A 20,492-nucleotide genomic window follows, 5' to 3' on the forward strand; every position below is an offset into this window, starting at 1 on the left:
GTCGTGGTCGCCGTCGGGTGCTCGGGGTGTTCACCAGGAGATGTGCAGGCGGGAGGGGCCGCGCACGATCACCCCGTACTTCCACGCCACGCCCTCCGGTCCTTCGGCGAGCCGGAGCTCGGGGAAGCGCTCCAGGAGCGCCTTCAGCGCCTCCTGGAGTTCGAGGCGGGCGAGTTGGGCGCCGATGCAGTGGTGCGGGCCGTGTCCGAACGTGACATGGGGGTTGTGTTCGCGGGTGAGGTCGAGGCGCTCGGGGTCCTCGAAGATTTCGGGGTCGCGGTTGGCCGCGTGCAGGGCGGCCAGTACCGGGTCGCCGGCCCGTACCAGGGTGTCGCCGAAGGTCACGTCCTCCAGCGCGTAACGGGCGAACATGGCGGCGGTGTTGATGGGCACGTAGCGCAGCAGTTCCTCGACGGCGCGGGGCAGCAGCTCGGGTTCGCGGCGCAGCCGGGCGAGTTGTTCGGGGTGGGTGAGCAGGGTGAAGACGAAGCTGGGCAGGGCGGAGGAGACGGTCTCCACGCCGCCGGTGAGGAGTCCGGCGCCGGCGATGGAGATCAGTTCGTCCTCGGTGAGCCGGTCGCCGTTGTCGCGGGCGTAGACGAGCGCGCCGAGCAGGTCGTCGGTGGGCTCCGCCCTGCGCCGGGCGACGAGTCCCGCCATGTACTCCTCCAGCTTGCCCCCGACCTCGTACAGCACGTCGCCCCTGGCGGTGGAGTCGTCGGTGAGGCCCGCGGTCCACTCCCGGAAGACGTGGTGGTCCTCGACGGGCACCCCGAGCAGGTCGCAGATGACGGTGACGGGCAGCGGGGTGGCGAAGTCCTCGACGAGGTCGGCCGGCCGTCCGGCGGCCTCCATGCGGTCGATCAGCCGGTGGCTCAACTCCCTGATGGAGGACCGCATCCGCTCGACGCGGCGCGCGGTGAACGCCTTTCCGGCGAGCCGGCGCAGCCTGGTGTGGTCCGGCGGGTCCATGCCCATGATGCCGTCGCCGGTCGACTCCCTGCGGAGCCGCGGCTGGTCGAGGCCCTGGGCGATGGCGCGGCTGAACCGCGGGTCGGTCAGCACGAGTTTGACGTCGGCGTGCCGGGTGGCGAGCCAGGCGGGTTCTCCGTAGGGCAGCGCGACGCGGCTCAGCGGCTCCTCGGCCCGGAGCCGCGCGTACAGGGGGGAGATGCCGATGTCGTGCATCTCGAAGGGGTAGCTGCGGACTTCGCTGCTGGTCGTCATAGCGGCTCCTCCTCGGGGACCGTGCGCCGGCGGGCGTCCACCGGGCGGCTCGCGCGGTGCTCGAGCGCCTCCGCGTCGTACGTGTGCTGGACGTGGGAGAGCGCCCGCATGAGTTCGGCGGAGCCGACCGGGCGGGCGCGGCGCGTCTCGGTGACGCCGGCGAGCGGCAGGGAGCCGATGTCGGCCCAGCCGAGGCGTCCTTCGGCGTCGATGTAGCCGCGGCTGCGGCCGGCGTTGTCGGGGTGGACGCAGTAGGGGATGTCGAGGATGCCGCGGCGGAACGCCTCGACCAGGGCGCGCCCGATGTCGGGGTGGCAGTCGAGCACGGCGTCGATCAGCGCGCGGGCCTCGCGGTGGGTCTGGCTGTCGGTGCCGGCGGGCGGGACGGCCGGGCGCGCGACGGACTCGGCGGTCGCGGCGGCGTGTTCGAGCGCGGCCACGTTCTCGACGATGGTGGGGATGCGGTGGGCCTCGGCGGCGGTCTTGACGATGAGCCGCTCCGAGCCGGTGTCCACGGCGAGCCGGGCGGCCCGGGCGAGGAGCGCGAACGCCCCCTGGGCGGTCCTCGGGTAGAGGCCCATGTAGGTGTAGACGACGACGTGCCAGTCCACCGCCGGGGACAGCAGCTCGGCGCTGAGCGCGCGCAGGGCGGCGACGGCCTCCCGGTCCTGTTCCTGGCTGGTCTGCTGGGCGTAGCTGAGGGAGATGCTGCGCAGCCCGTGTTGCTCGAAGAACAACGCCTCCAGGACGCTGAGCGCGACGAGCTGACTCGGCGGGCACAGCTGGCCCATCATGCAGCCGCCGAAGGTCTCCAGATGGGCTTCGACGCCGAAGTCGCAGCCCTTCAGCAGCAGTTCGCAGGCGTGGGCCCAGTTGCGCACGGACTCGGCCAGCGGGGTGCGGCCGTAGGGCAGGCAGTAGGAGACCGGGCCGCCCTCCGTGGCGTGCAGGAGCGCGGCGGTGAGGGCCCGCACGATGGCCTGGGGCCGGCCGGAGCCGTGCCGGACCTGGACGGGGAACTCCTCGGGCGGCAGGCCCGCCAGGACCCGGCGGGTGGTCGAGGGCGCGTGGGTGACCAGGGGGTAGCCGTTGAGTCCGGTGCCCTCGCGCAGCGCGCGGCCCGCGGACTCCAGGTCCCCGGTCCTCGTGTAGCTGTCGACGGTGATGGTGCCGACCGTGGTGGCGTCGGCGCCCCTGGTGGCGAGCAGCCCCGCGCGCATCCGGGCCGGGTCGGCGTACCCCATCCTGGGCTGCACGACCAGCGTGCCTCGCCGGTGGCACTCGCGGACGAACTCACCCAGGTTCACGGGCCGTACCCCCGGACAGCGCGGCGGCGAAGGAGCGGAACACGGCGACGCTCTCCGCGTCGTCGTCGAAGACCGCGTCGAAGCCCGCCGCGAGCAGGTCGTCGACGTGGGAGCGGCCCTCCGCGCCGAGGACGCCGAGCTTGCCGCCGATCACGACGGGCGTGTCGGTGAGCGCCGCGTGGGCGCGCAGCCTGCCGATGACCCGCATCCCGTCCTGGTAGCCGTGGCCGTTGAGGCTGCTGATGACGACCATGCGGGGTCGCCGGTCGAGGGTCTCGGACAGCAGCAGTTCGTCGGGCACGCAGGCGCCCAGGTTCACGACGTCGTAGCCGAGTTCCTCGATGAGCAGTTGCAGGAAGACCAGGTTCCAGGTGTGCGCGTCGGACGCCAGGCTGCTGACGATCACGGTCCGGCCGTCGTGGCCGTCGCGGCCGGGCGGGGTCGCCGGTGGTGCGGGGCCGCGCTGGTCGAGGCGGTACGGGCCGGTCACCCCACGGCCGCCTTCACCGGCTCGTGGACCCGGCGCGGTTCGAGACGGGACACCGACACCACCTCGCCGGCGCGGACCACCACCTCGGTGGGGGCGGGCCGGCTGAGGAAGCCCATCAGGCTGGCCGTGACGCCGTAGGCGCCGACGTTGGGGACGGCGACGACGTCGCCTGGCTCCAGGGCGGGCAGCGGAACGTCACGCGCCAGGGTGTCGCCGGGGGTGCACAGCGGACCCACCAGGCTCGCCCGCAGGTCGCCCACCGGGCCCTCGACGCCCACCGCGGCCGGCAACAGCCGGCCGAGTCCCGAGAGTCCGCCGACCGCGTTGATCCCGGCGTCCAGGATGACGAAGGTGCTGCCCCGGCTCTCCTTGATGTTGACGACGCGCGTCAGCAGCGTTCCGCTGTCGCCCACCAGGTAGCGGCCCGACTCGCAGGCGACGCGGGGGGTGGCGTCGCGCCAGCGCGGCAGCCGTTCGTCGAGCAGTCGCTCGAGACCGGCCCTGAGCCGCGGGTACCGGTCCCGCCGACCCGGCACGGCGTACGGGGCGGCGAAGCCGCCGCCGATGTCCAGGTACTCCAGGGGCAGGCCGGCCTCGTGCGCCAGCCGGGTCGCCAGCTCGACGGCGTGTTCCAACTCCGCGAAGAGCCCCGCCTGGTCCTTCGCGTTGCTCATGGTGAACAGGTGCGCGCCGACGATCCGGGTGCCGGGCACGGCGAGCAGCTCCGGCATCAGGCCGGGCAGGGTCTCGCTGTCCATGCCGAACTGGGAGGGCCGGCCGGTCATCCTGATGCTGGTGGTGGCGGTCCCGGTGGCGGCGTTGACGCGGAGCAGGCAGTCGGCCGTGACGCCGTGCCGGGTGGCGTGCGCGCCGATGCGCCGCAGGTCGCCGGGGGACTCGACCGAGAACAGGCGGACCCCGGCGGCCAGGGCCTGGTCGAGTTCGGTGTCGGTCTTTCCCGGGCCGGTGTAGAGGCACTCGTCGGCGGGGCACCCGGCGGCCAGCGCCGCGGCCAGCTCCCCGACGGAGCTGATCTCCGCCCGGCAGGGCCGGCCCGGGCCGGCACGCAGCGCGCGGACCAGGTCGGGGTGGGGGTTGGCCTTGAGCGCGTAGTAGAGGTCGACCCCCGCGGGCAGCGCCGCGAACAGCTCCCGGCGGGCGGCGTCCACCCGGTCCAGGTCGTAGACGTAGAGCGGGGTGCCGTGACGCTCGGCCAACTCGGCGTGCGTGCTCAAGCCTCGGTACCTTCCAGGAGCGGGAGGAGTTCCCTGACGGCGTTCTTGCCGTGCGCGGTGAGCGGGAAGGCGTCGACCACGTGGCAGACGGCGGGCACCTTCGCGGGCTCCAGGCGCTTGGCGAGTTCCCTCAGCACGGTGTGCGGCGCGAGGTCGGTCTCCACGCACAGCGCGAGGTCGCGGCCCTCGACCGGCGGTATGGCCCCGGCGGCGCGGACTCCGGGGATGTCCATGGCGGCCGCCTCGATCTCCAGGGTGCTCATCCGGATGCCCCTGCGCTTGAACATGTCGTCGCGGCGGCCCTCGAAGTAGAGGTAGCCGTCCTCGTCGAGCCGACCGAAGTCCCCCGTGTGCAGGCGTGGTTCGCCGTCGGGTCCGGGCCGGAAGGCACGTGCGGTCAGTTCGGGCGCGCGCCAGTAGCCGGGCATGACGTGGGGGCCGGTCACCACGATCTCGCCGGTGGCGCCGGTCGGCAGCTCCCGTCCCTCCTCGTCCAGGATCAGCACCCGGGTGCCGGGCAGGGGGCGGCCAACCGAGTCGGGGCGCTGGTGTTCCTCGCCCGGCGGCATGATGGAGACCCGCTTGCACTCGGTCTGCCCGAACTGGCGGACCACGTGGGCCCCGGGGAACGCGGCGCGCAGCCGGTCGATGGTGGTGCGGGGAAGCGCGGCCCCGGTGTTGGTGAACATCCGTACCGGGGCGGCGGGTTCGGCCGACCGCTCGGCCAGGGTGACGATCATCGTGGCCAGTGAGGGGACGATCGGCACGATGGTGGCGCCGACCTCCCGCATGCGGCGGAGCAGGACCAGGTCGTCCTCGCCGTCGGCGAGGACGATCTCGGAGCGTCCCAGGCAGGACAGCAGCACCTTGTACAGGCCGTAGTCCCAGGACATCGGGAAGCGGCAGAACACCACGTCGTCGTGGCGGTAGCCGAGTTCGGCGTTGATGGCGGCCGCCGCGAAGGTGACCCGGCCGTGCGGCCCGATCACCCCCTTGGGGGTGGCGGTGCTGCCGGACGTGTAGACGAGGACCGCGATGTCCTCGGGACCGGTCCCGACCGGCTCGGCACGGGCACCCAGGGCGCGGTGCTCCTCGACCTCGCCCCACGTCGGGCCGATGCCGTGCACGGGCACGGTGGTGAGGGCCCGCACCGTGTCGACGGCCTCGTCGGAGACGATCACCAGCCGGGGTTCGGCGTTCTCCACGACCGAGCGCAGGTGGAACGCCTTCATCCCGGTGTTGAGCGGAACGAAGACGGCGCCGCGGCGGGAGACGCCGTAGAAGAGGGCGACGAGTTCGCTGGTGGTCGGCAGGCGGGCCACCACGCGGTCTCCCGGGCCGACGCCCCGGTCCCGCAACCAGGCGTCGACACCGTGGCTGTACTCGGCCAGCGTCGCGTAGTCCCACACCCCGCCGGCGTCCCGCACCGCGGCGGACGACGGGAATTCGGCCGCCGCCTCGTCGAGCAGTGTGTGAATGAGCTGATCGTGCCGAGGTACGTTCTCCACGTCCATTGCCGCGCTCCAGCCTGCCTGGCGAATAGGCGCCCACATGTCGACTCGCCGGGAATCACCGAAAATCACCGGCGGAGAAGTTCCCTGGTGTTTCCCGGCCTGTTTTCCCGGCGATCCGGAAGCTACCGGACCACAAAGCCGGGGCCCCACCCCTAGCGGCCTCTATTGTGTGGACGATTCCGGAACGGCCGGGCCACGGCGGGCCAGGACTTCTCCGGCCCGGGCGGCGAGCCCGGACCTGTCGACCTTCCGGTTGGGATTGAGCGGCAGCGTGTCCACGTGTTGGTAGTGACGCGGGATCACCGCCTCCGGCAGGGTGCGGCGCAGGCCGCGGGCCAGCTCGGTGGGCGGCACGGGGGTGCCCGTGTAGAACGCGAAGAGCCCGGTGCCGGAGTCGGTCGTGACGCCCACCGTGGCGGCCTCCTCCACGCCGGGGCAGGCCCGCAGCGCGTGGTCGACCTCGGCCAGTTCGACCCGCAGGCCGTGCACCTGGACCTGGGCGTCCAGCCTTCCCAGGTAGAGGAGTTCGCCGTCGGCCAGCCGCCGCACCCGGTCGCCGGTGCGGTACCAGACCCGGGTGTCGAGGCGCAGGAAGCGGTCACGCCCGTCGTCCGGGTCGAGGTAGCCGGGGGTGAGCTGGGGGCCGGTCACACACAGCTCCCCCTCGTCGGTGGTGGGGCGCCCCTCCTCGTCGAGCAGCACGATGTCGTGGCCCGGGTGCGGGGTCCCGACGGGCACCACGCCGTTGACGGCCCGGTGCGGCGAGACGTCGGCGGCCCAGCGGTGCGCGGTCACGGTGACGGTCAGTTCCGTCGGCCCGTACAGGTTCTCCAGCACCGAGCCGGGGGCGGCGCGTTCCCAGTCGGCGGCGTCGCCACACTGCAGCGCCTCGCCGGCGAAGAAGCTCCAGCGCAGTCCCGGCATGGCGGCGGCGCTGAGCCGACCGGTCCTGCGGACCAGGCCGATGGCGCTGGGGGTGGAGAACCACACGGTGACGCGGCGTTCGGCGAGGAAGGCCGGCAGGTCGCGGTACGCCCCGGGGGGCACGGCCACCAGCCGGGCGCCGGCGCCCCAGGCGCAGAACATGTCGAACAGCGCGCAGTCGAAGTTCAGGTCGAAGGTCTGCGAGAAGACGTCGCCGGGGCCGAAGTCGTAGCGCTCGTCCAGCAGTCGGAAGTAGTGGTCGGTGCCGCCGTGGGTGACGGTCACGCCCTTGGGGCGCCCGGTCGATCCGGACGTGAACAGCAGGAACGCCGGGTCCCCCGGCCCCACCGGGCGCGGCCGGGTCAGGGCGTGGCCGGGTTCCGGCGCGAGCGTCCCGGGTCCGCCCTGGGGAGCGAGGACGGCGACGGGGCCGCCGCCGGCCGTCAGCTCGGGCAGCGCCGCCGCCCCGGCGCGGTCGGCCACCACGGCGGTGGCGCCCGAGGCGGCGAGCATCCACCTCGTGCGGTCCGGGGGGAAGTCGGGCCGCAGCGGCACCACGGCGGCGCCGGCGTACAGCGCGGCCAGGACGCCGGTGTAGGCGGTCGTTCCCTTGCCGGCCAGCACCCCTACGGTGCGGGCCCCGGCCCGGGCCAGCGCCCCGGCCCACAGCAGGGCCCTCCGGTGGGTCTGCGCGTAGCTCGGCGCCTCCGCCCCGACCTCGAACGCCGGCACGTCCGGGGAGCGTTCGAGACCTCGCAGGAAACGCGCGTACAGGGCGGGCCCGGTGTCCGTGTTCATATCCTCGCTCTTCGCTGCGATGCGGGTTTCTAGGGGTCGGTTCGGGTCGATCCGTTCTTGACCTCGCCGGTACGGTGCTGAGCCGAGCGATCCGGCTTCGCATTCCGCGCGGCGACTCGTGATTCAGGGAGCTGATATGTGGGACAACTCGTACGAGGAGATTCTGCGGAGACACCTCCCCTTCCTGTCGGACGAGGAAGAGCTGGAATCGGAGACGAATCTCCGCGACTACGGTCTCGACTCGCTCGCCATGGTGGAACTGCTCTCGGCGATCGAGGGTTTCTACGGGACCCGGCTCGCGGAGGACGCGCTGACGCTGGAGACCTTCGAGACCGCGGGGTCCCTGTGGCGGGCCCTCGACGCGTCCCTGCAGACCGCGAACTAGCCCGTCACGGTACGCCCGCACCGCGCCGTCTGGGCCGTAGCGCGAGCTGCGGCCCCGCGGCGACGACCTCGAAGTTCTCCCTGGTGCACGCCACCCTGGAGAACAGGCTGTCCTGGCCGGCCACGCACACCGTGCCGATGCCCAGGTCACGCAGCGCGGCCACGACGGTCGGCCAGCGCAGCGGCCGGACGAAGCCGTCCAGCAGCATGGCGCGGACCTCCTCGGCGGAACGCACCACCCTGCCGTCGTGGTCGGCCACCAGCGGCAGCGTCGGGTCGGCGAAGTCCAGTTCGGCCAGCACCTCCTCCTCGGCCGCGCGGCGCAGCCCCTCGAACGCCGGCGAGTGCATCGGGGGCCGCATGGTGTACAGGGTGAGGCCGCCCATCGCCCGGACCTTCCGGTCCAGCCACTCCACGTTGCGTTCGCGCAGCGTCACCATGTAGAAGTCGTGGTCGACGTGGCAGGACACGTCGCACCACTCGCCGCGGCCACGCAGCTCTTCCAGCGCCTCGCTCACCCGCTCGCCCGGGGTGCGCACGAAGGAGTGCGTCACCACGTCCTGGTGCTCGGTGGCGAAGTACTCGTCCATGCGGCGCGCCAGCGCGGCGGTCATCCACACGGCGTCCTCGAAGGGCAGGGCCCCCGCGTGGGCGATGGCCGTCTTCACGCCGAAGCTCGCCCCGACGCACACCTCGGGCGTGACCCCCAGTTCCCGCTCCGCCCATTCGGCCAGCGCGAGACAGTTCACCAGGAACGCCACCTGGGCGTACTCGGAGTAGTCCCCCGGCGTCTCGCGGAAGCGGTCGACGAGGGAGTAGCCGAGCCGGGCGTCGGCGGCCGCGACGAGCCGGCGCGCCTGGGGGTTGAGCAGCATGAACTTCCCGACGTCCGCGAACCGCGCCGGCCCCATGCCGGGGAAGACCATCGCGGTGCCGGGTCGTGTCGCGCTCTCCATGGGTCACTGCCCTTTCCGCTCGGCGTCGCCGAGGCTCCTCAGGTAGTCGACGAGGACGGCCTGGAAGCTCTCCGGCTCCTCCAGGTGTGGCAGGTGGCTCGACTCCTCGAACACTTCCCAGCGGGCCCGGGGGACGAGTTCCTGGTAGGGCCTGACCGTGGCGGGCGTGGCCTCGTCGTGCCGGCCCGAGACCACCAGCGTCGGCACCTCGATGTCGGGCAGGAACTCCTCGACCGACCAGTCCTTCAGCGTTCCGGTGACGTGGAACTCACTCGGTCCGTTCATCACCGAGTAGACGGTGGGGTTGGTCGCCGTCTCCATGAACGACGCCTGGTAGTCACGTGGCCAGGGCACGATCCGGCACACGTGCCGGTCGTAGAAGACCCGCATGGCGCGGAAGTACTCGTCGGTGTCGGTGGTGCCCGCCGCCTCGTGGCGGCGCAGCGTCGCGTCGACCTCCGGCGGCAGTCCGGCCCGCAGTCTCTCCATCTCGGCGCGCCACAGCACGTACGAGGCCGGCGCGTTGGCGATGACGAGACCGCGCAGGCCGGGTGGGCGGAACGCGGCGTGCCGGGCCGCTAGCATGCCGCCCCAGGACTGGCCGAACAGCACGTAGTCGTCGGCGACGCCCAGGCCGCGCAGCAGGTTGTCGAGTTCGGCGAGGAACAGTTCGACGGTCCAGAAGTCGGCGCCGCGGTCCGGCAGCCGGGTCGATCCGCCGTTGCCGAGTTGGTCGTAGTGGATCACCGGCCAGCCCTCGTCGGCGAGGGCGCACAGGCCCAGCAGGTAGTCGTGGGTGCTGCCGGGGCCACCGTGCACGGCGACGACGGCTGGCCTCCCGCGACCCGTCGCGCCGGTCACCCGGTACCACGTCCGGAACTCCCCGAAGGGCAGCCAGCCCTTGGCTGTCGCCGCGACCGCCATCCTCGCCTCCCGTTCGGTCCTACCGCGCCACCCTGTCTAGCCAGCGGAGAACCCCGGCACCAACCCCTACGGGCCCTGTAGGGGCCGGTGCCGGCCCCGCTTCCGCTCGCCTGCTACTCGCCGCCCATCGCGCGCGCGATGAGGTCCTCGGCGCTGAGCGCGTCGATGTCGTCGATCGCGCCGCTCGTACGCGTCTCGGCCGCCGGGTCCCCGGGCCCGGTCTCGGGAGCGGTGAGCGCCCGCAGGGCGTCGAGCAGCCCGCTGTCGCGCAGCCTGGCCGGCGGTATGGCCGTCAGCAGCCGGCGGATCTCCTCGTCGGTCGGGGGGCGCCCGACGCCCGCGCCGGCGCCGGTGTCCGCCGGCTCCGGCGCCAGCTCCGCGTGCAGGTGGGCGGCGAGGGCCCGCGGGCTCGGGTGGTCGAAGACGACGCTGGCCGGCAGCCGCAGCCCGGTGACGAGGGTCAGCTTGTTGCGGAAGCCGACCGCGGTCAGCGAGTCGAAGCCGAGTTCGCTGAACGCCCGGTCCGGCTCGACGGCTTCGCGTCCCTCGTGCCCGAGCAGGGCTGCCGCGTGGGTCCGCACGAGGTCCAGCAGCATCGGCAGCCGCTTGTGTGCCGGGGCGTGCGCGAGCCGGTCGCGCAGCGCGCCGACGGAGTCCTCCGGCGCGTCCTGCGCGGCCCTGCGCGGCGCCGGGCGCACCAGGCCGCGCAACGGCGCCGGCACGTCGTCGGCGGCGCCGGCGGCACGCGCGTCCGGGGCGAGGCGCAGGGGCAGCAGGACGGCCTCGTCGGTGGCGAGCGCGCGGTCGAACAGGGCCAGCCCCTCCTCGGGGGTGAGCAAGCCGATTCCGCCGGTCGCGACGCGCCGGACGTCCGCCTCGCCGAGCCCGGCCCCCATGCCGTCGCCGCCGGTGTCCCACAGGCCCCAGGCGAGTGAGGTCGCGGCGCGTCCCGCCCCCCGGCGCCGGGTGGCCAGGGCGTCGAGGAAGGCGTTGGCGGCGGCGTAGCCGCCCTGTCCGGGCGAGCCGAGCACGCCGGCGGCCGAGGAGAACAGGACGAACGCCGACAGGTCCATGTCGCTGGTCAGCCGGTCGAGGACGAGGGCCGCGTCCACCTTGGGTCGCAGGACCCGGTCCAGACGCTCGGGGGTCAGCGAGGACACCGTCGCGTCGTCGAGCACGCCAGCGGCGTGCACCACGGCGACCAGCGGGTGTTCGGCGGGGATCGCCGCCAGCAGGGCGGCGGCCGCGTCCGGGTCGGCGACGTCGCACGCGACCAGCGAGACCGTGGCGCCCCGCCCGGTGAGCTCCGCGTGGAGTTCGGCCGCGCCGGGCGCGTCCGGGCCTCGGCGTCCGGCCAACAGCAGCCGCCGCACGCCGTGCCTGACCACCAGGTGCCGGGCCACCAGCCTGCCGAGCGCACCTGTCGCGCCGGTGACCAACACCGTGCCCTCGGGGCCCCAGGACGGTCCGGCCCCGGTGCCCGACGCGGTCGCCGCGACCATCCGTGGCACCCTGAAGCCGCCACCGCGCAGGACCAGTTGGGGCTCGGCCGCGGTCACCGCCGGGGGCAAACCGCACAGCAGGGGACCCGCGGCGGCCACGTCCTCGGTGCCGAGGTCGACGAGCACGATCCGGTCGGGATGCTCGGCCTGGGCGGACCGCACCAGGCCCCCCACGGCGGCGCCCGCCAGGTCGGTCACCTCGCCTCCGTCGACGGCCACGGCCCGGCGGGTGACGACAACCAGCCTCCCGGTGGCACCCCGCTCGTCGGCGAGCCAGGACCGCAGCAGGCCGAGAACGCGGCGCACCTCCTCCCCCACCGGCCGGTCGTCGCCGCCGCAGGGCAGCAGCACGAGATCGCTGCCGGCCACCGCCACCACGTCCGGTACGACCGGCGCGCCGCACGCCTCGGCGAGGCCCCAGCGGTCCTCGCCCAGCACGGCGCGGCGGCCGGGGGCCGTGGCCGCGCCGACGGGCAGCGGGCGCCACTCGGTCCGGAAGAGCGAGTCGACGGCGGGGGCGTGCTCCTCCGGCTCGGGCCCTTGGTCCGCCATCGGGCGCAGCACCAGCGCGCCGACGGTGGCCACCGGCCGCCCGGCCCCGTCGGCCAGGTCGAGCGCGACCTGGCCGGCGCCGGGGCGGCGCACCCGGACCCGCAGCACGCTCGCGCCCACGGCGTGCAGTTCGACCCGCTCCCAGCTGAAGGGCAGCGCGGCCCCACCGGCGGTCGCCCCAGGCCCGCCGAAGCCGATCGTGTGCAGCGCCGCGTCGAACAGCGCGGGGTGCAGGCCGTAGTGCTCCGCCTCCGCCCGCTCGGGCCGGTCCTCCGCCGCGACGATCTCGGCGTAGACCTCGTCCCCGCGCTTCCAGGCGGCCCGCAGACCACGGAAGGCGGGGCCGTAGTCGAGACCGCGATCCGCGAGTTCCTCGTACACGCCGTCCACGGGCACCTGTTCGGCCCCCGGCGGGGGCCAGACGGACAGGTCGAAGGACGGGCGCGCCCCGGCCGGGCCCAGCACACCGGTCGCGTGCCGGGTCCAGGGCCGGCCGTCCGCCGCCCCCTCGGGACGCGAATGCAGGCTGAACCGCCGGGTGCCGGCACCGTCGGGAGCGGACAGCGTGCACTGCACACGCACTCCGGAGCGCGGCGGTATCACCAGCGGTGCCTCGTGGGTGAGTTCCTCCAGACGCGGGCAGCCGGCCGACTCACCGGCGTGTACGGCCATCTCCACCATGCCGGTGCCGGGGAACAGGATCCGGCCGCCCGGCCGGTGGTCGGCCAGCCACGGGAGGCTGCCCGTCGAGAGCCGGCCGGTGAACAACAGCCCCTCGGAGTCGGCGAGTTCGACCGCCGGCCCGAGCAGCCGGTGGTCGGGGGCCCCGGCGGCGGCGCCGTTGGTGCTGTCCACCCAGTACCGCTTGTGCTGGAAGGGGTAGGTGGGCAGGTCGGTCCGGCGGGCTCCGGTGCCGGCGAACAGCGCCTGCCAGTCCGGTTCGGTGCCGCTGACGTGGAGTTGGGCGACGGCCTCGGCCAGGGCGCGGGGCTCCTCCCGATCCCGGCGCAGGGTCGGCGTCAGTACCAGGCCGTCGGCGTCGGACAGGCACTCCTGCGCCATGGCGGTGCAGGTGGCGTCCGGACCGATCTCCACGAACCGGCCCACGCCCTGAGCCGCTATGGTCCGTATGGCGTCGGCGAACCGCACGGGGCGCCGCACCTGCGACACCCAGTACTCGGGATCGCACCAGTCCCCGGCCCCACCGGTCACGGTCGACACGATGCCGACATTCGGCTCCCGGTAGGTCAGGCCCTCGGCCACCGCCCGGAACTCCCCCAACATCGGCTCCATGAGCGCCGAATGGAAGGCGTGCGAGACGCGAAGCCGCCGCGTCCGGCGGCCCGCCAACTCACGTTCCAAGACGGCCACCGCGTCCTCCCTGCCGGAGACGACCACCGATGAGGGGCCGTTGACGGCCGCCAGGTCCAACCCGCCGCCAAGCAAGGGCAGGATCTCCTCCTCGGGGGCCGCCACCGCGAGCATCGCCCCGCCCGCCGGCAGCGCCTGCATCAACCGGCCGCGAGCCGCCACCAGAGCACAGGCGTCCTCAAGCGACCACACTCCGGCCACATACGCCGCCGCCAACTCCCCGATCGAATGACCGACCACCACATCAGGGCTCACGCCCCAGGAGTCAAGGAGCCGGAACAGGGCCACCTGCACCGCGAACAACCCCGGCTGCGCGAACTCCGTACGATCCAGCGCCTCCCCGTCCTCAAAGACGACCTCCCGCAACAACCCACCGAAGCCCGCACACACCTCGTCAAACGCCTCAGCGAACACCGGGAACGCCTCATACAGCCCCCGGCCCATCCCCACCCGCTGCGAACCCTGACCCGAGAACACGAACGCCGTCCCACCCACGGCATCCGCCACACCCCGGACCAGACCCGGCGCCTCCTCACCATCCGCCAGCGCCATCAGTCCGCGCAGGAACTCCGGCCGTCTGGTGCCGAGCAGGACCGCGCGGTGGTCGAAGACCGAGCGGGTGGTCGCCAGTGAGTACCCGAGGTCCGCGAGGTCCAGGTCCGGGTTCTCGTCGAGGCGGGCCAGCATGCGCTCGGCCTGGGCGCGCAACGCGGCCCTGGTGCGGGCGGAGAGCGGCCAGAGCAGGGGCCCGAGGGCCGTCCCGGCGCGTGGGGCCTCGACGGGGCTCGGCGTGTCCTCGTACTCCTCGATGATCAGGTGGGCGTTGGTTCCACTGACGCCGAACGAGGAGACCGCTGCCCGACGGGGAGAATCGCCGGCCTCCCAGGGCACGGCCTCCGTGAGGACCTTGACGTTCCCCGCCGACCAGTCCACCTCGGGCGTCGGCTCGTCCACGTGCAGGGTGCGCGGCAGGACCCCGTGCCGCATCGCCATCACCATCTTGATGACGCCCGCCACACCGGCCGCCGCCTGCGTGTGACCGATGTTCGACTTCACGGAACCGAGCCATAGCGGGCGATCGTCCTCCCGCCCCTGACCGTAGGTCGCCAACAGCGCCTGCGCCTCGATCGGATCGCCGAGCCGCGTGCCCGTCCCATGCCCCTCCACCACGTCCACCTCGGAAGGAGCCAACCTCGCATCAGCCAACGCCGCCCGAATCACCCGCTGCTGCGCCGGACCATTCGGCGCGGCCAGACCGTTGGACGCGCCGTCCTGGTTCACCGCGCTGCCCCGCACCACCGCCAGCACCCGATGCCCGTTCCGCCGAGCATCCGACAACCGCTCCAACACCAACACACCCACCCCCTCCGACCAAGCGGTGCCGTCGGCCGAGGCCGAGAACGCCTTGCACCGCCCGTCAGCGGCCAACCCACGCTGCCGGCTGAACTCGACGAAGGTCTCCGGGGTGGCCATCACGGTCACGCCGCTCGCGAGCGCGAGGGAGCACTCCCCCGCCCGCAGGGCCCGTGCGGCCAGGTGCGTCGCGACCAGGGAGGAGGAGCAGGCGGTGTCCACCGACACCGCCGGGCCTTCCAGGCCAAGCGTGTAGGCCACCCGGCCGGAGACGACGGCGCCGGTGCTGTTGCTGCCCACGTAGTCGTGGTACTGGACTCCGGCATAGACGCCCGTGGCGCTGCCGCGCAGCGTCAGGGGGTCGATGCCGCCGCGCTCCAGGGCCTCCCAGGACGTCTCGAGCAGCAGCCGCTGCTGTGGGTCGAGGAGTGCGGCCTCCTTCGGGGAGACCCCGAAGAAGCCCGGGTCGAAGTCGCCGGCGCCGTGCACGAACCCGCCCTGGCGGACGTAGGTGCTGCCGGGGCGTCGCCCTTCCGGGTCGTACAGGCCGTCGAGGTCCCAGCCGCGATCGGCGGGGAACTCGCCGATCGCGTCGGTTCCCTCGGCCAGCAGTCCCCACAGTTCGTCGGGGGTGTGCGCGCCGCCGGGGAACCGGCACGCCATGCCGACGATGGCGATCGGCTCGTCGGTCCTGGCGACGGTGGCGGGGGCCGCCGTCTCGTCGACGGCCCCGGTCAGTTGGGCCAGGAGGTGCCGGGCGAGTGCCGCCGGCGTCGGATGGTCGAAGACCAGGGTGGCGGGCAGCCGCAGCCCGGTGGTGGCGTTGAGCTCGTTGCGCAGTTCGACGGCGGTCAGCGAGTCGAAGCCGAGTTGCTGGAACTCCCTGCCGGGTTCGACGTCGGCCGGGGAGCCGTGCCCCAGGACGGCGGCGACCCGGGCCCGGACCAGGTCGAGGACGGCGGCGGGGCGGTCGTCCGCCGGCATGGCGCGCAGCCTCTCGGCGAGCGTGGCGGCGCCCCGCGCCAGGTCGCCGGTCGCGGCGCGCCGTGGCCCGGCCCCGGCGAGTCCGCGCAGCGCCGCGGGTGTCTCGGCCCCGGGGGCGCGCAGCGCCGACGGGTCGAACCGGGCGGCGACGAGCAGGGGGTCTGCCGATCCCAGGGCCGCGTCGACGAGGGCCAGGCCCTGGCGGGTGGACAGGGGCAGTACCCCGCCTCGGGAGAGGCGTGCGCGGTCGGTCTCCTCCAGGGCGTCCGCCATGCCGCCCTCCCGCTCCCACCATCCCCAGGCGATCGCGACGGCGGGCAGCCCCGCGGCCTGCCGGTGGGCGGCGAGGGTGTCGAGGAGGGCGTTGGCGGCGGCGTAGTTGCCCTGTCCCGGTGCGCCCAGCAGTCCGGAGAGGGAGGAGAAGAGGACGAAGGCGGCCAGGTCCAGGTCCCTGGTGAGTTCGTGGAGCCGCAGCGCGGCCTCCGCCTTCGGTGCCAGTACGGCGTTCAGGCGGTCCGGGGTGAGGGAGGTCAGCACGCCGTCGTCGAGCGCTCCGGCGGCGTGGACGACCGCGGTCAGCGGGTGTTCGCCGGGCACGGCCGCGAGGGCGTCGGCGAGCGCGGCGGGGTCGGCGAGGTCGCAGGCCACGGCCGTGACCCGGGCTCCGGCCGCCGAGAGTTCGCCGGCCAGCCCGGCCACTCCTTCGGGGCCCTGGCGGCTGGTCAGCAGCAGGTGCCGGACGCCGTGCTCGGCGACGAGGTGGCGGGCGACGGCGCCGCCGAGTGCGCCGGAGGCGCCGGTGACGAGGACCGTGCCGTCCGGGTCGAGCCGGGGCGGCCCTTCGCCGTGCTCCGCGGCCGCCGGGACCCGGGCCAGCCGTGGGGCGTGGAGCCGGCCGCCGCGTACGGCGAGTTGGGGCTCGGCCGTGCCGAGGACGCCGGGCAGGTGGGGGTCGGCGTCGGTTCCGGGTTCCACGTCGAGCAGGACGAACCGCCCGGGATGCTCGGCCTGGGCGGAGCGGATCAGGCCCCAGACCGCGGCACCGGCGAGGTTCGTCGGCCGGTCGCCGTCGAAGGTGACGGCGCCCTCGGTCACGAAGACCAGGGTCGTGTCGGCGCGTCCCTCGTCCGCGAGCCAGCTCTGGACGGCGGCGAGCGCCTGGTGGGTGGCGGCGCGTACCGCTTCCACGTCGGCGCCGCCTGCGCACGCGTGGAGGACCGCGGCCGGTACCGCCGTGGCCGGGGGGTGTGTGGCGATCGGCTGCCAGCGGAGCCGGTGCAGCGGGGGGCGGCCGGCGGCGGCGAGCCGCGACGGGGCGACGGCTCGGAAGACGGCGGAGTCGATGGTGGCCACCGGGGCGCCTGTGGCGTCCGTGACGCTGATCGCGTACGCGTCGTCGCCGGTGGGGGTGAAGCGGACGCGCAGGGCGGAGGCGCCGGCGGCGTGCAGTTCGGTGCCCGTCCAGGAGAAGGCGACGCGACCCACGGCTCCCGTGTCGTCGCCGCCGGCGCGCAGCGCGTGGGTGGCGGCGTCCAGGGCCGCCGGGTGCAGTCCGAAGGCCGCCGCCTCGCCTGACATCTCGTCGGGGAGCCACACCTCGGCGTGGATCTCCTGGCCGAGGCGCCAGGCGGCGCGCAGGCCGCGGAAGGCGGTGCCGTAGCGCAGTCCTGAGTCCTCGAACTCCGCGTAGAGGCCGGTGAGATCGATCGGTTCGGCGCCGGCGGGCGGCCAGGCGGCGGACCCGGTGGCGGGCCGGGCGCTCGGCGGTTCGAGCACGCCCCTGGCGTGGGTGGTCCACTCGGCGTCCGGGCCCGCCTCCTCGGGCCGCGAGTGCACGGTGAGTGGGCGTGCGCCCGCGTCGTCGGCGCCTCCCACGGCGACCTGGAGCCGCGTGCCGCCGTGCTCGGGCAGCACCAGCGGGGCGTCCAGGGTGAGTTCCGCCACCCGGGGGCAGCCGACCTGGGTGCCGGCGTGGAGCGCCAGTTCCAGGAACGCGGTGCCCGGCAGGGTCACCGCGTCGCCGGCCCGGTGGTGGGTCAGCCACGGGTGCCGGCCGGTGGACAGGATGCCGCTGAGGACGACGCCACCGGTGTCGGCGAGGGAGACGGCCGCGCCGAGCAGCGGGTGGCCGGCGGCCTCCAGGCCCGCGCCGGTCGCCTGGTCGCGCCACGTCCGGTCGTCGAGCCAGTAGCGGCGGCGCTGGAAGGCGTACGTCGGCAGCGGCACCCGGCGGGCTTCGTGCCCGGCGTACAGGGCCTCCCAGTCCAGGGCGCCGCCCGCGGTGTACAGGCCCGCCAGGGCGGTGAGCAGCGTCCGCGCCTCGTCGCGGCCGTGGCGCAGCGTCGGGCAGCGGAACGCGGTGTCCGCCGTGTCGGTGAGGCAGTCGCGTACGAGGGCGGTGAGCACGCCGTCAGGACCGATCTCCACGTACCGGGTGACGCCCTCGGACTCCAGGCGGCGGACGCCGTCGAGGAAGCGGACGGTCTCGCGGACGTGACGGACCCAGTGCTCGGGCGTGCGGAGCTCGTGCGCGGCGACCGGGCCGCTGGCCGTGTGGGTGACGACCGGCAGGGTCGGCTCGGCGTAGGTCACCGACTTGGCGACGCGTCCGAAGTCGTCCAGCACCTCCTCCATCAGGGGCGAGTGGAAGGCGTGCGAGACCCGCAGCCGGCGCGTCCCGTGGCCCTGGTCCGTGAGCTTCCGCTCCAGGGCGGCCACGGCCGCCCCGTCGCCGGAGACGACCACGGCCGAGGGCCCGTTGACGGCCGCGATGTCGAGTCCTTCGCCGAGCAGCGGCCGGATCTCGTCCTCGGCGGCTCGGAGCGCGAGCATGGCGCCGCCCGCCGGCAGCGCCTGCATCAGCCGGCCCCGGGCCGCCACCAGCGCGCAGGCGTCCGCCAGCGACCACACGCCCGCCACGTGCGCCGCCGCCAACTCCCCCACCGAGTGGCCGAGCAGCAGATCGGGCCGCACGCCCCAGGAGTCGAGGAGTCGGAACAACGCGACCTGCACGGCGAACAACGCCGGCTGCGCGAACTCCGTACGGTCGAGCGTCTTCTGGTCGGAACCGAACACGACCTCGCGCAGCGGCCGGTCGAGCAGCCCGTCGAACTCGGCGCACACCGCGTCGAACGCCTCGGCGAACACCGGGTACCTGGAGTGGAGTTCGCGGCCCATGCCCACCTGCTGGGCGCCCTGCCCGGTGAAGAGGAAGGCGGTCGACCCGTCGTCCGCGACGCGGCGCGGCACCGCCGGGTGCGGCTCGTCCGCGGCGAGCGCGGCCAGTCCGGCGATGCCGTCGACGGTGTCCTCGGCGAGCACCACGGCGCGGTGGTCGAGGGCGGCGCGGGTGGTCGCCAGCGACCGGCCGATGTCGGACGGGTCGGCCGCCGGGCCTTCCTCCAGGTGGGCCCGGAGGCGGTCGGCCTGGGCGCGCAGCGCGTCCGCGCTGTGGCCGGAGACCGGCCACAGCACCGGGGCGCCGGTCGGCCGCTCCGGCCGGGGGACGTCGGCGGCTGCGACGGGTTCGGGTGTTGCCTCCTCCACGATCAGGTGGGCGTTGGTGCCGCTGACGCCGAACGACGACACGCCGGCGCGGCGCGGCCGTTCGTCGCGCGGCCACTCCCGGGCCGCGGTGAGCAGTCCGATCCGGCCCTCGGTCCAGCCGACCTGCCGGCTGGGTTCCGCGACGTGCAGGGTGCGGGGCAGCAGGCCGTGCCGCATCGCCATGACCATCTTGATGACGCCCGCCACCCCGGAGGCGGCCTGCGCGTGGCCGATGTTGGACTTGAGGGAGCCCAGCCACAGCGGGCGGTCCTCGGGCCGTTGCTGCCCGTAGGTGGCCAGCAGCGCCTGCGCCTCGATCGGGTCGCCGAGCGTCGTGCCGGTGCCGTGCGCCTCGACGGCGTCCACGTCGGCCGCCGCCAGTCCGGCGTCGGCCAGCGCCCGGCGGATGACGCGTTGCTGCGCGGGCCCGTTGGGTGCCGTCAGGCCGTTGGACGCGCCGTCCGAGTTGACGGCCGAGCCGCGGATGACGGCCAGGACGGGGTGCCCGTGACGGCGGGCGTCGGACAGCCGTTCGAGCAGCAGCAGGCCGGCGCCCTCGGCCCAGCCGGTGCCGTCCGCGTCGTCCGAGAAGGCCTTGCAGCGGCCGTCGGGCGCGAGGCCGCGTTGTCTGCTGAACGCGACGAAGGGCCCCGGGGCGGACATCACCGTCACGCCGCCGGCCAGGGCGAGTGAGCACTCGCGGCGCTGGAGCGCCCGCCCGGCGAGGTGCAGGGCGACGAGTGAGGACGAGCAGGCGGTGTCGACGGTGACGGCCGGGCCTTCGAGGCCGAAGGCGTAGGCCACCCGGCCGGAGAGCACGGAGGCCGCGTTGCCGGTGCTCAGGTAGTCCTCGACGGCTCGGGTGCCGGCCGGCCGGGACAGGTCCTCGTAGTAGTCCTGGCCGCCGCTGCCGACGAACACCCCGACCTGCCCGCCGCGGAGCGAGTCGGGGGAGATCCCGCCGCGTTCCATGGCCTCCCAGGCGAGTTCGAGCACCAGCCGCTGCTGGGGGTCCATGGCGAGCGCCTCGCGGGGCGAGACGCCGAACAGGGCGGCGTCGAACTCGCCGACGCCGTCGACGAAGCCGCCCTCGTGCACGTAGCTGGTGCCGGCGCTGCCGGGGTCGGCGTCGTGGAGGGCCGCCAGGTCCCAGCCGCGGTCGGTGGGGAACGGGCCGATCGCGTCGCGCTCCTCGGCGAGGAGCCGCCACAGGTCGTCGGGCGAGGCGACGCCTCCCGGGTAGCGGCAGCTCATGGCGACGACCGCGACGGGTTCCCGTTCGGCCGTCTCCAGCGCGCGCAGCCGTTCGCGGGTGTGGTGCAGGTCGGCGGTCACGCGCTTGAGGTAGTCGAGAAGCTTCTCTTCGTTGTTCATCGGAGCCTCTTGTCGATCCGTCGGTTCAGGTCAGCGACATGCGTGGTCGGG

10 protein-coding genes are annotated in these 20,492 nt (G+C 74.4%); 1 reads left to right on the forward strand and 9 read right to left on the reverse strand.

Annotated elements, in window-relative coordinates; all coding sequences use genetic code 11:
- Positions 1–30: 30 nt before the first annotated feature.
- From RNC47_RS15680 to RNC47_RS15705, 6 genes are all read right to left on the reverse strand, one after another.
- Entirely contained in the window at positions 31–1,227 is a 1,197-nt protein-coding gene (locus RNC47_RS15680; RefSeq protein ID WP_311599261.1) for a cytochrome P450, read from the reverse strand.
- Positions 1,224–2,534: a methylaspartate mutase gene (locus RNC47_RS15685; protein WP_311599263.1), complete on the reverse strand. Its 1,311-nt coding sequence runs from the start codon at positions 2,532–2,534 to the stop codon at positions 1,224–1,226. Before RNC47_RS15685 ends, RNC47_RS15680 begins: the two co-directional genes overlap by 4 nt.
- The gene (locus tag RNC47_RS15690; RefSeq protein WP_394814790.1) at positions 2,521–3,024 is read right to left on the reverse strand and encodes a cobalamin B12-binding domain-containing protein; all 504 of its coding nucleotides are present in this window, start codon (positions 3,022–3,024) and stop codon (positions 2,521–2,523) included. Before RNC47_RS15690 ends, RNC47_RS15685 begins: the two co-directional genes overlap by 14 nt.
- The gene (locus RNC47_RS15695; RefSeq protein ID WP_311599265.1) at positions 3,021–4,259 is read right to left on the reverse strand and encodes a type III PLP-dependent enzyme domain-containing protein; all 1,239 of its coding nucleotides are present in this window, start codon (positions 4,257–4,259) and stop codon (positions 3,021–3,023) included. The genes RNC47_RS15690 and RNC47_RS15695 overlap by 4 nt, the downstream gene beginning before the upstream one ends.
- Positions 4,256–5,773 carry an AMP-binding protein gene (locus RNC47_RS15700; RefSeq protein ID WP_311599266.1) on the reverse strand — a complete coding sequence of 506 codons (1,518 nt, stop codon included), beginning with the start codon at positions 5,771–5,773 and terminating at the stop codon, positions 4,256–4,258. Before RNC47_RS15700 ends, RNC47_RS15695 begins: the two co-directional genes overlap by 4 nt.
- 162 nt (positions 5,774–5,935) lie before the next feature.
- Positions 5,936–7,495, reverse strand: coding sequence for an AMP-binding protein (locus RNC47_RS15705; protein WP_311599267.1), 1,560 nt, complete (start codon positions 7,493–7,495; stop codon positions 5,936–5,938).
- Positions 7,496–7,631: 136 nt separating this feature from the next.
- Here RNC47_RS15705 and RNC47_RS15710 point away from each other — a divergent pair, with 136 nt between their 5' ends.
- Positions 7,632–7,880 carry an acyl carrier protein gene (locus RNC47_RS15710; RefSeq protein ID WP_311599268.1) on the forward strand — a complete coding sequence of 83 codons (249 nt, stop codon included), beginning with the start codon at positions 7,632–7,634 and terminating at the stop codon, positions 7,878–7,880.
- Between the two features lie 4 nt (positions 7,881–7,884).
- On the opposite strand, the gene RNC47_RS15715 is transcribed toward RNC47_RS15710, so the two are convergent.
- From RNC47_RS15715 to RNC47_RS15725, 3 genes are all read right to left on the reverse strand, one after another.
- The gene (locus RNC47_RS15715; RefSeq protein ID WP_311599269.1) at positions 7,885–8,835 is read right to left on the reverse strand and encodes an ACP S-malonyltransferase; all 951 of its coding nucleotides are present in this window, start codon (positions 8,833–8,835) and stop codon (positions 7,885–7,887) included.
- Positions 8,836–8,838: 3 nt separating this feature from the next.
- Positions 8,839–9,759: a proline iminopeptidase-family hydrolase gene (locus RNC47_RS15720; RefSeq protein ID WP_311599271.1), complete on the reverse strand. Its 921-nt coding sequence runs from the start codon at positions 9,757–9,759 to the stop codon at positions 8,839–8,841.
- Positions 9,760–9,872: 113 nt separating this feature from the next.
- The gene (locus tag RNC47_RS15725) at positions 9,873–20,441 is read right to left on the reverse strand and encodes a type I polyketide synthase (protein WP_311599273.1); all 10,569 of its coding nucleotides are present in this window, start codon (positions 20,439–20,441) and stop codon (positions 9,873–9,875) included.
- Positions 20,442–20,492 lie beyond the last annotated feature (51 nt).

It is taken from the genome of Streptomyces millisiae (assembly GCF_031845425.1).
In the GTDB taxonomy this organism is placed as follows: Bacteria; Actinomycetota; Actinomycetes; order Streptomycetales; family Streptomycetaceae; genus Streptomyces; species Streptomyces millisiae.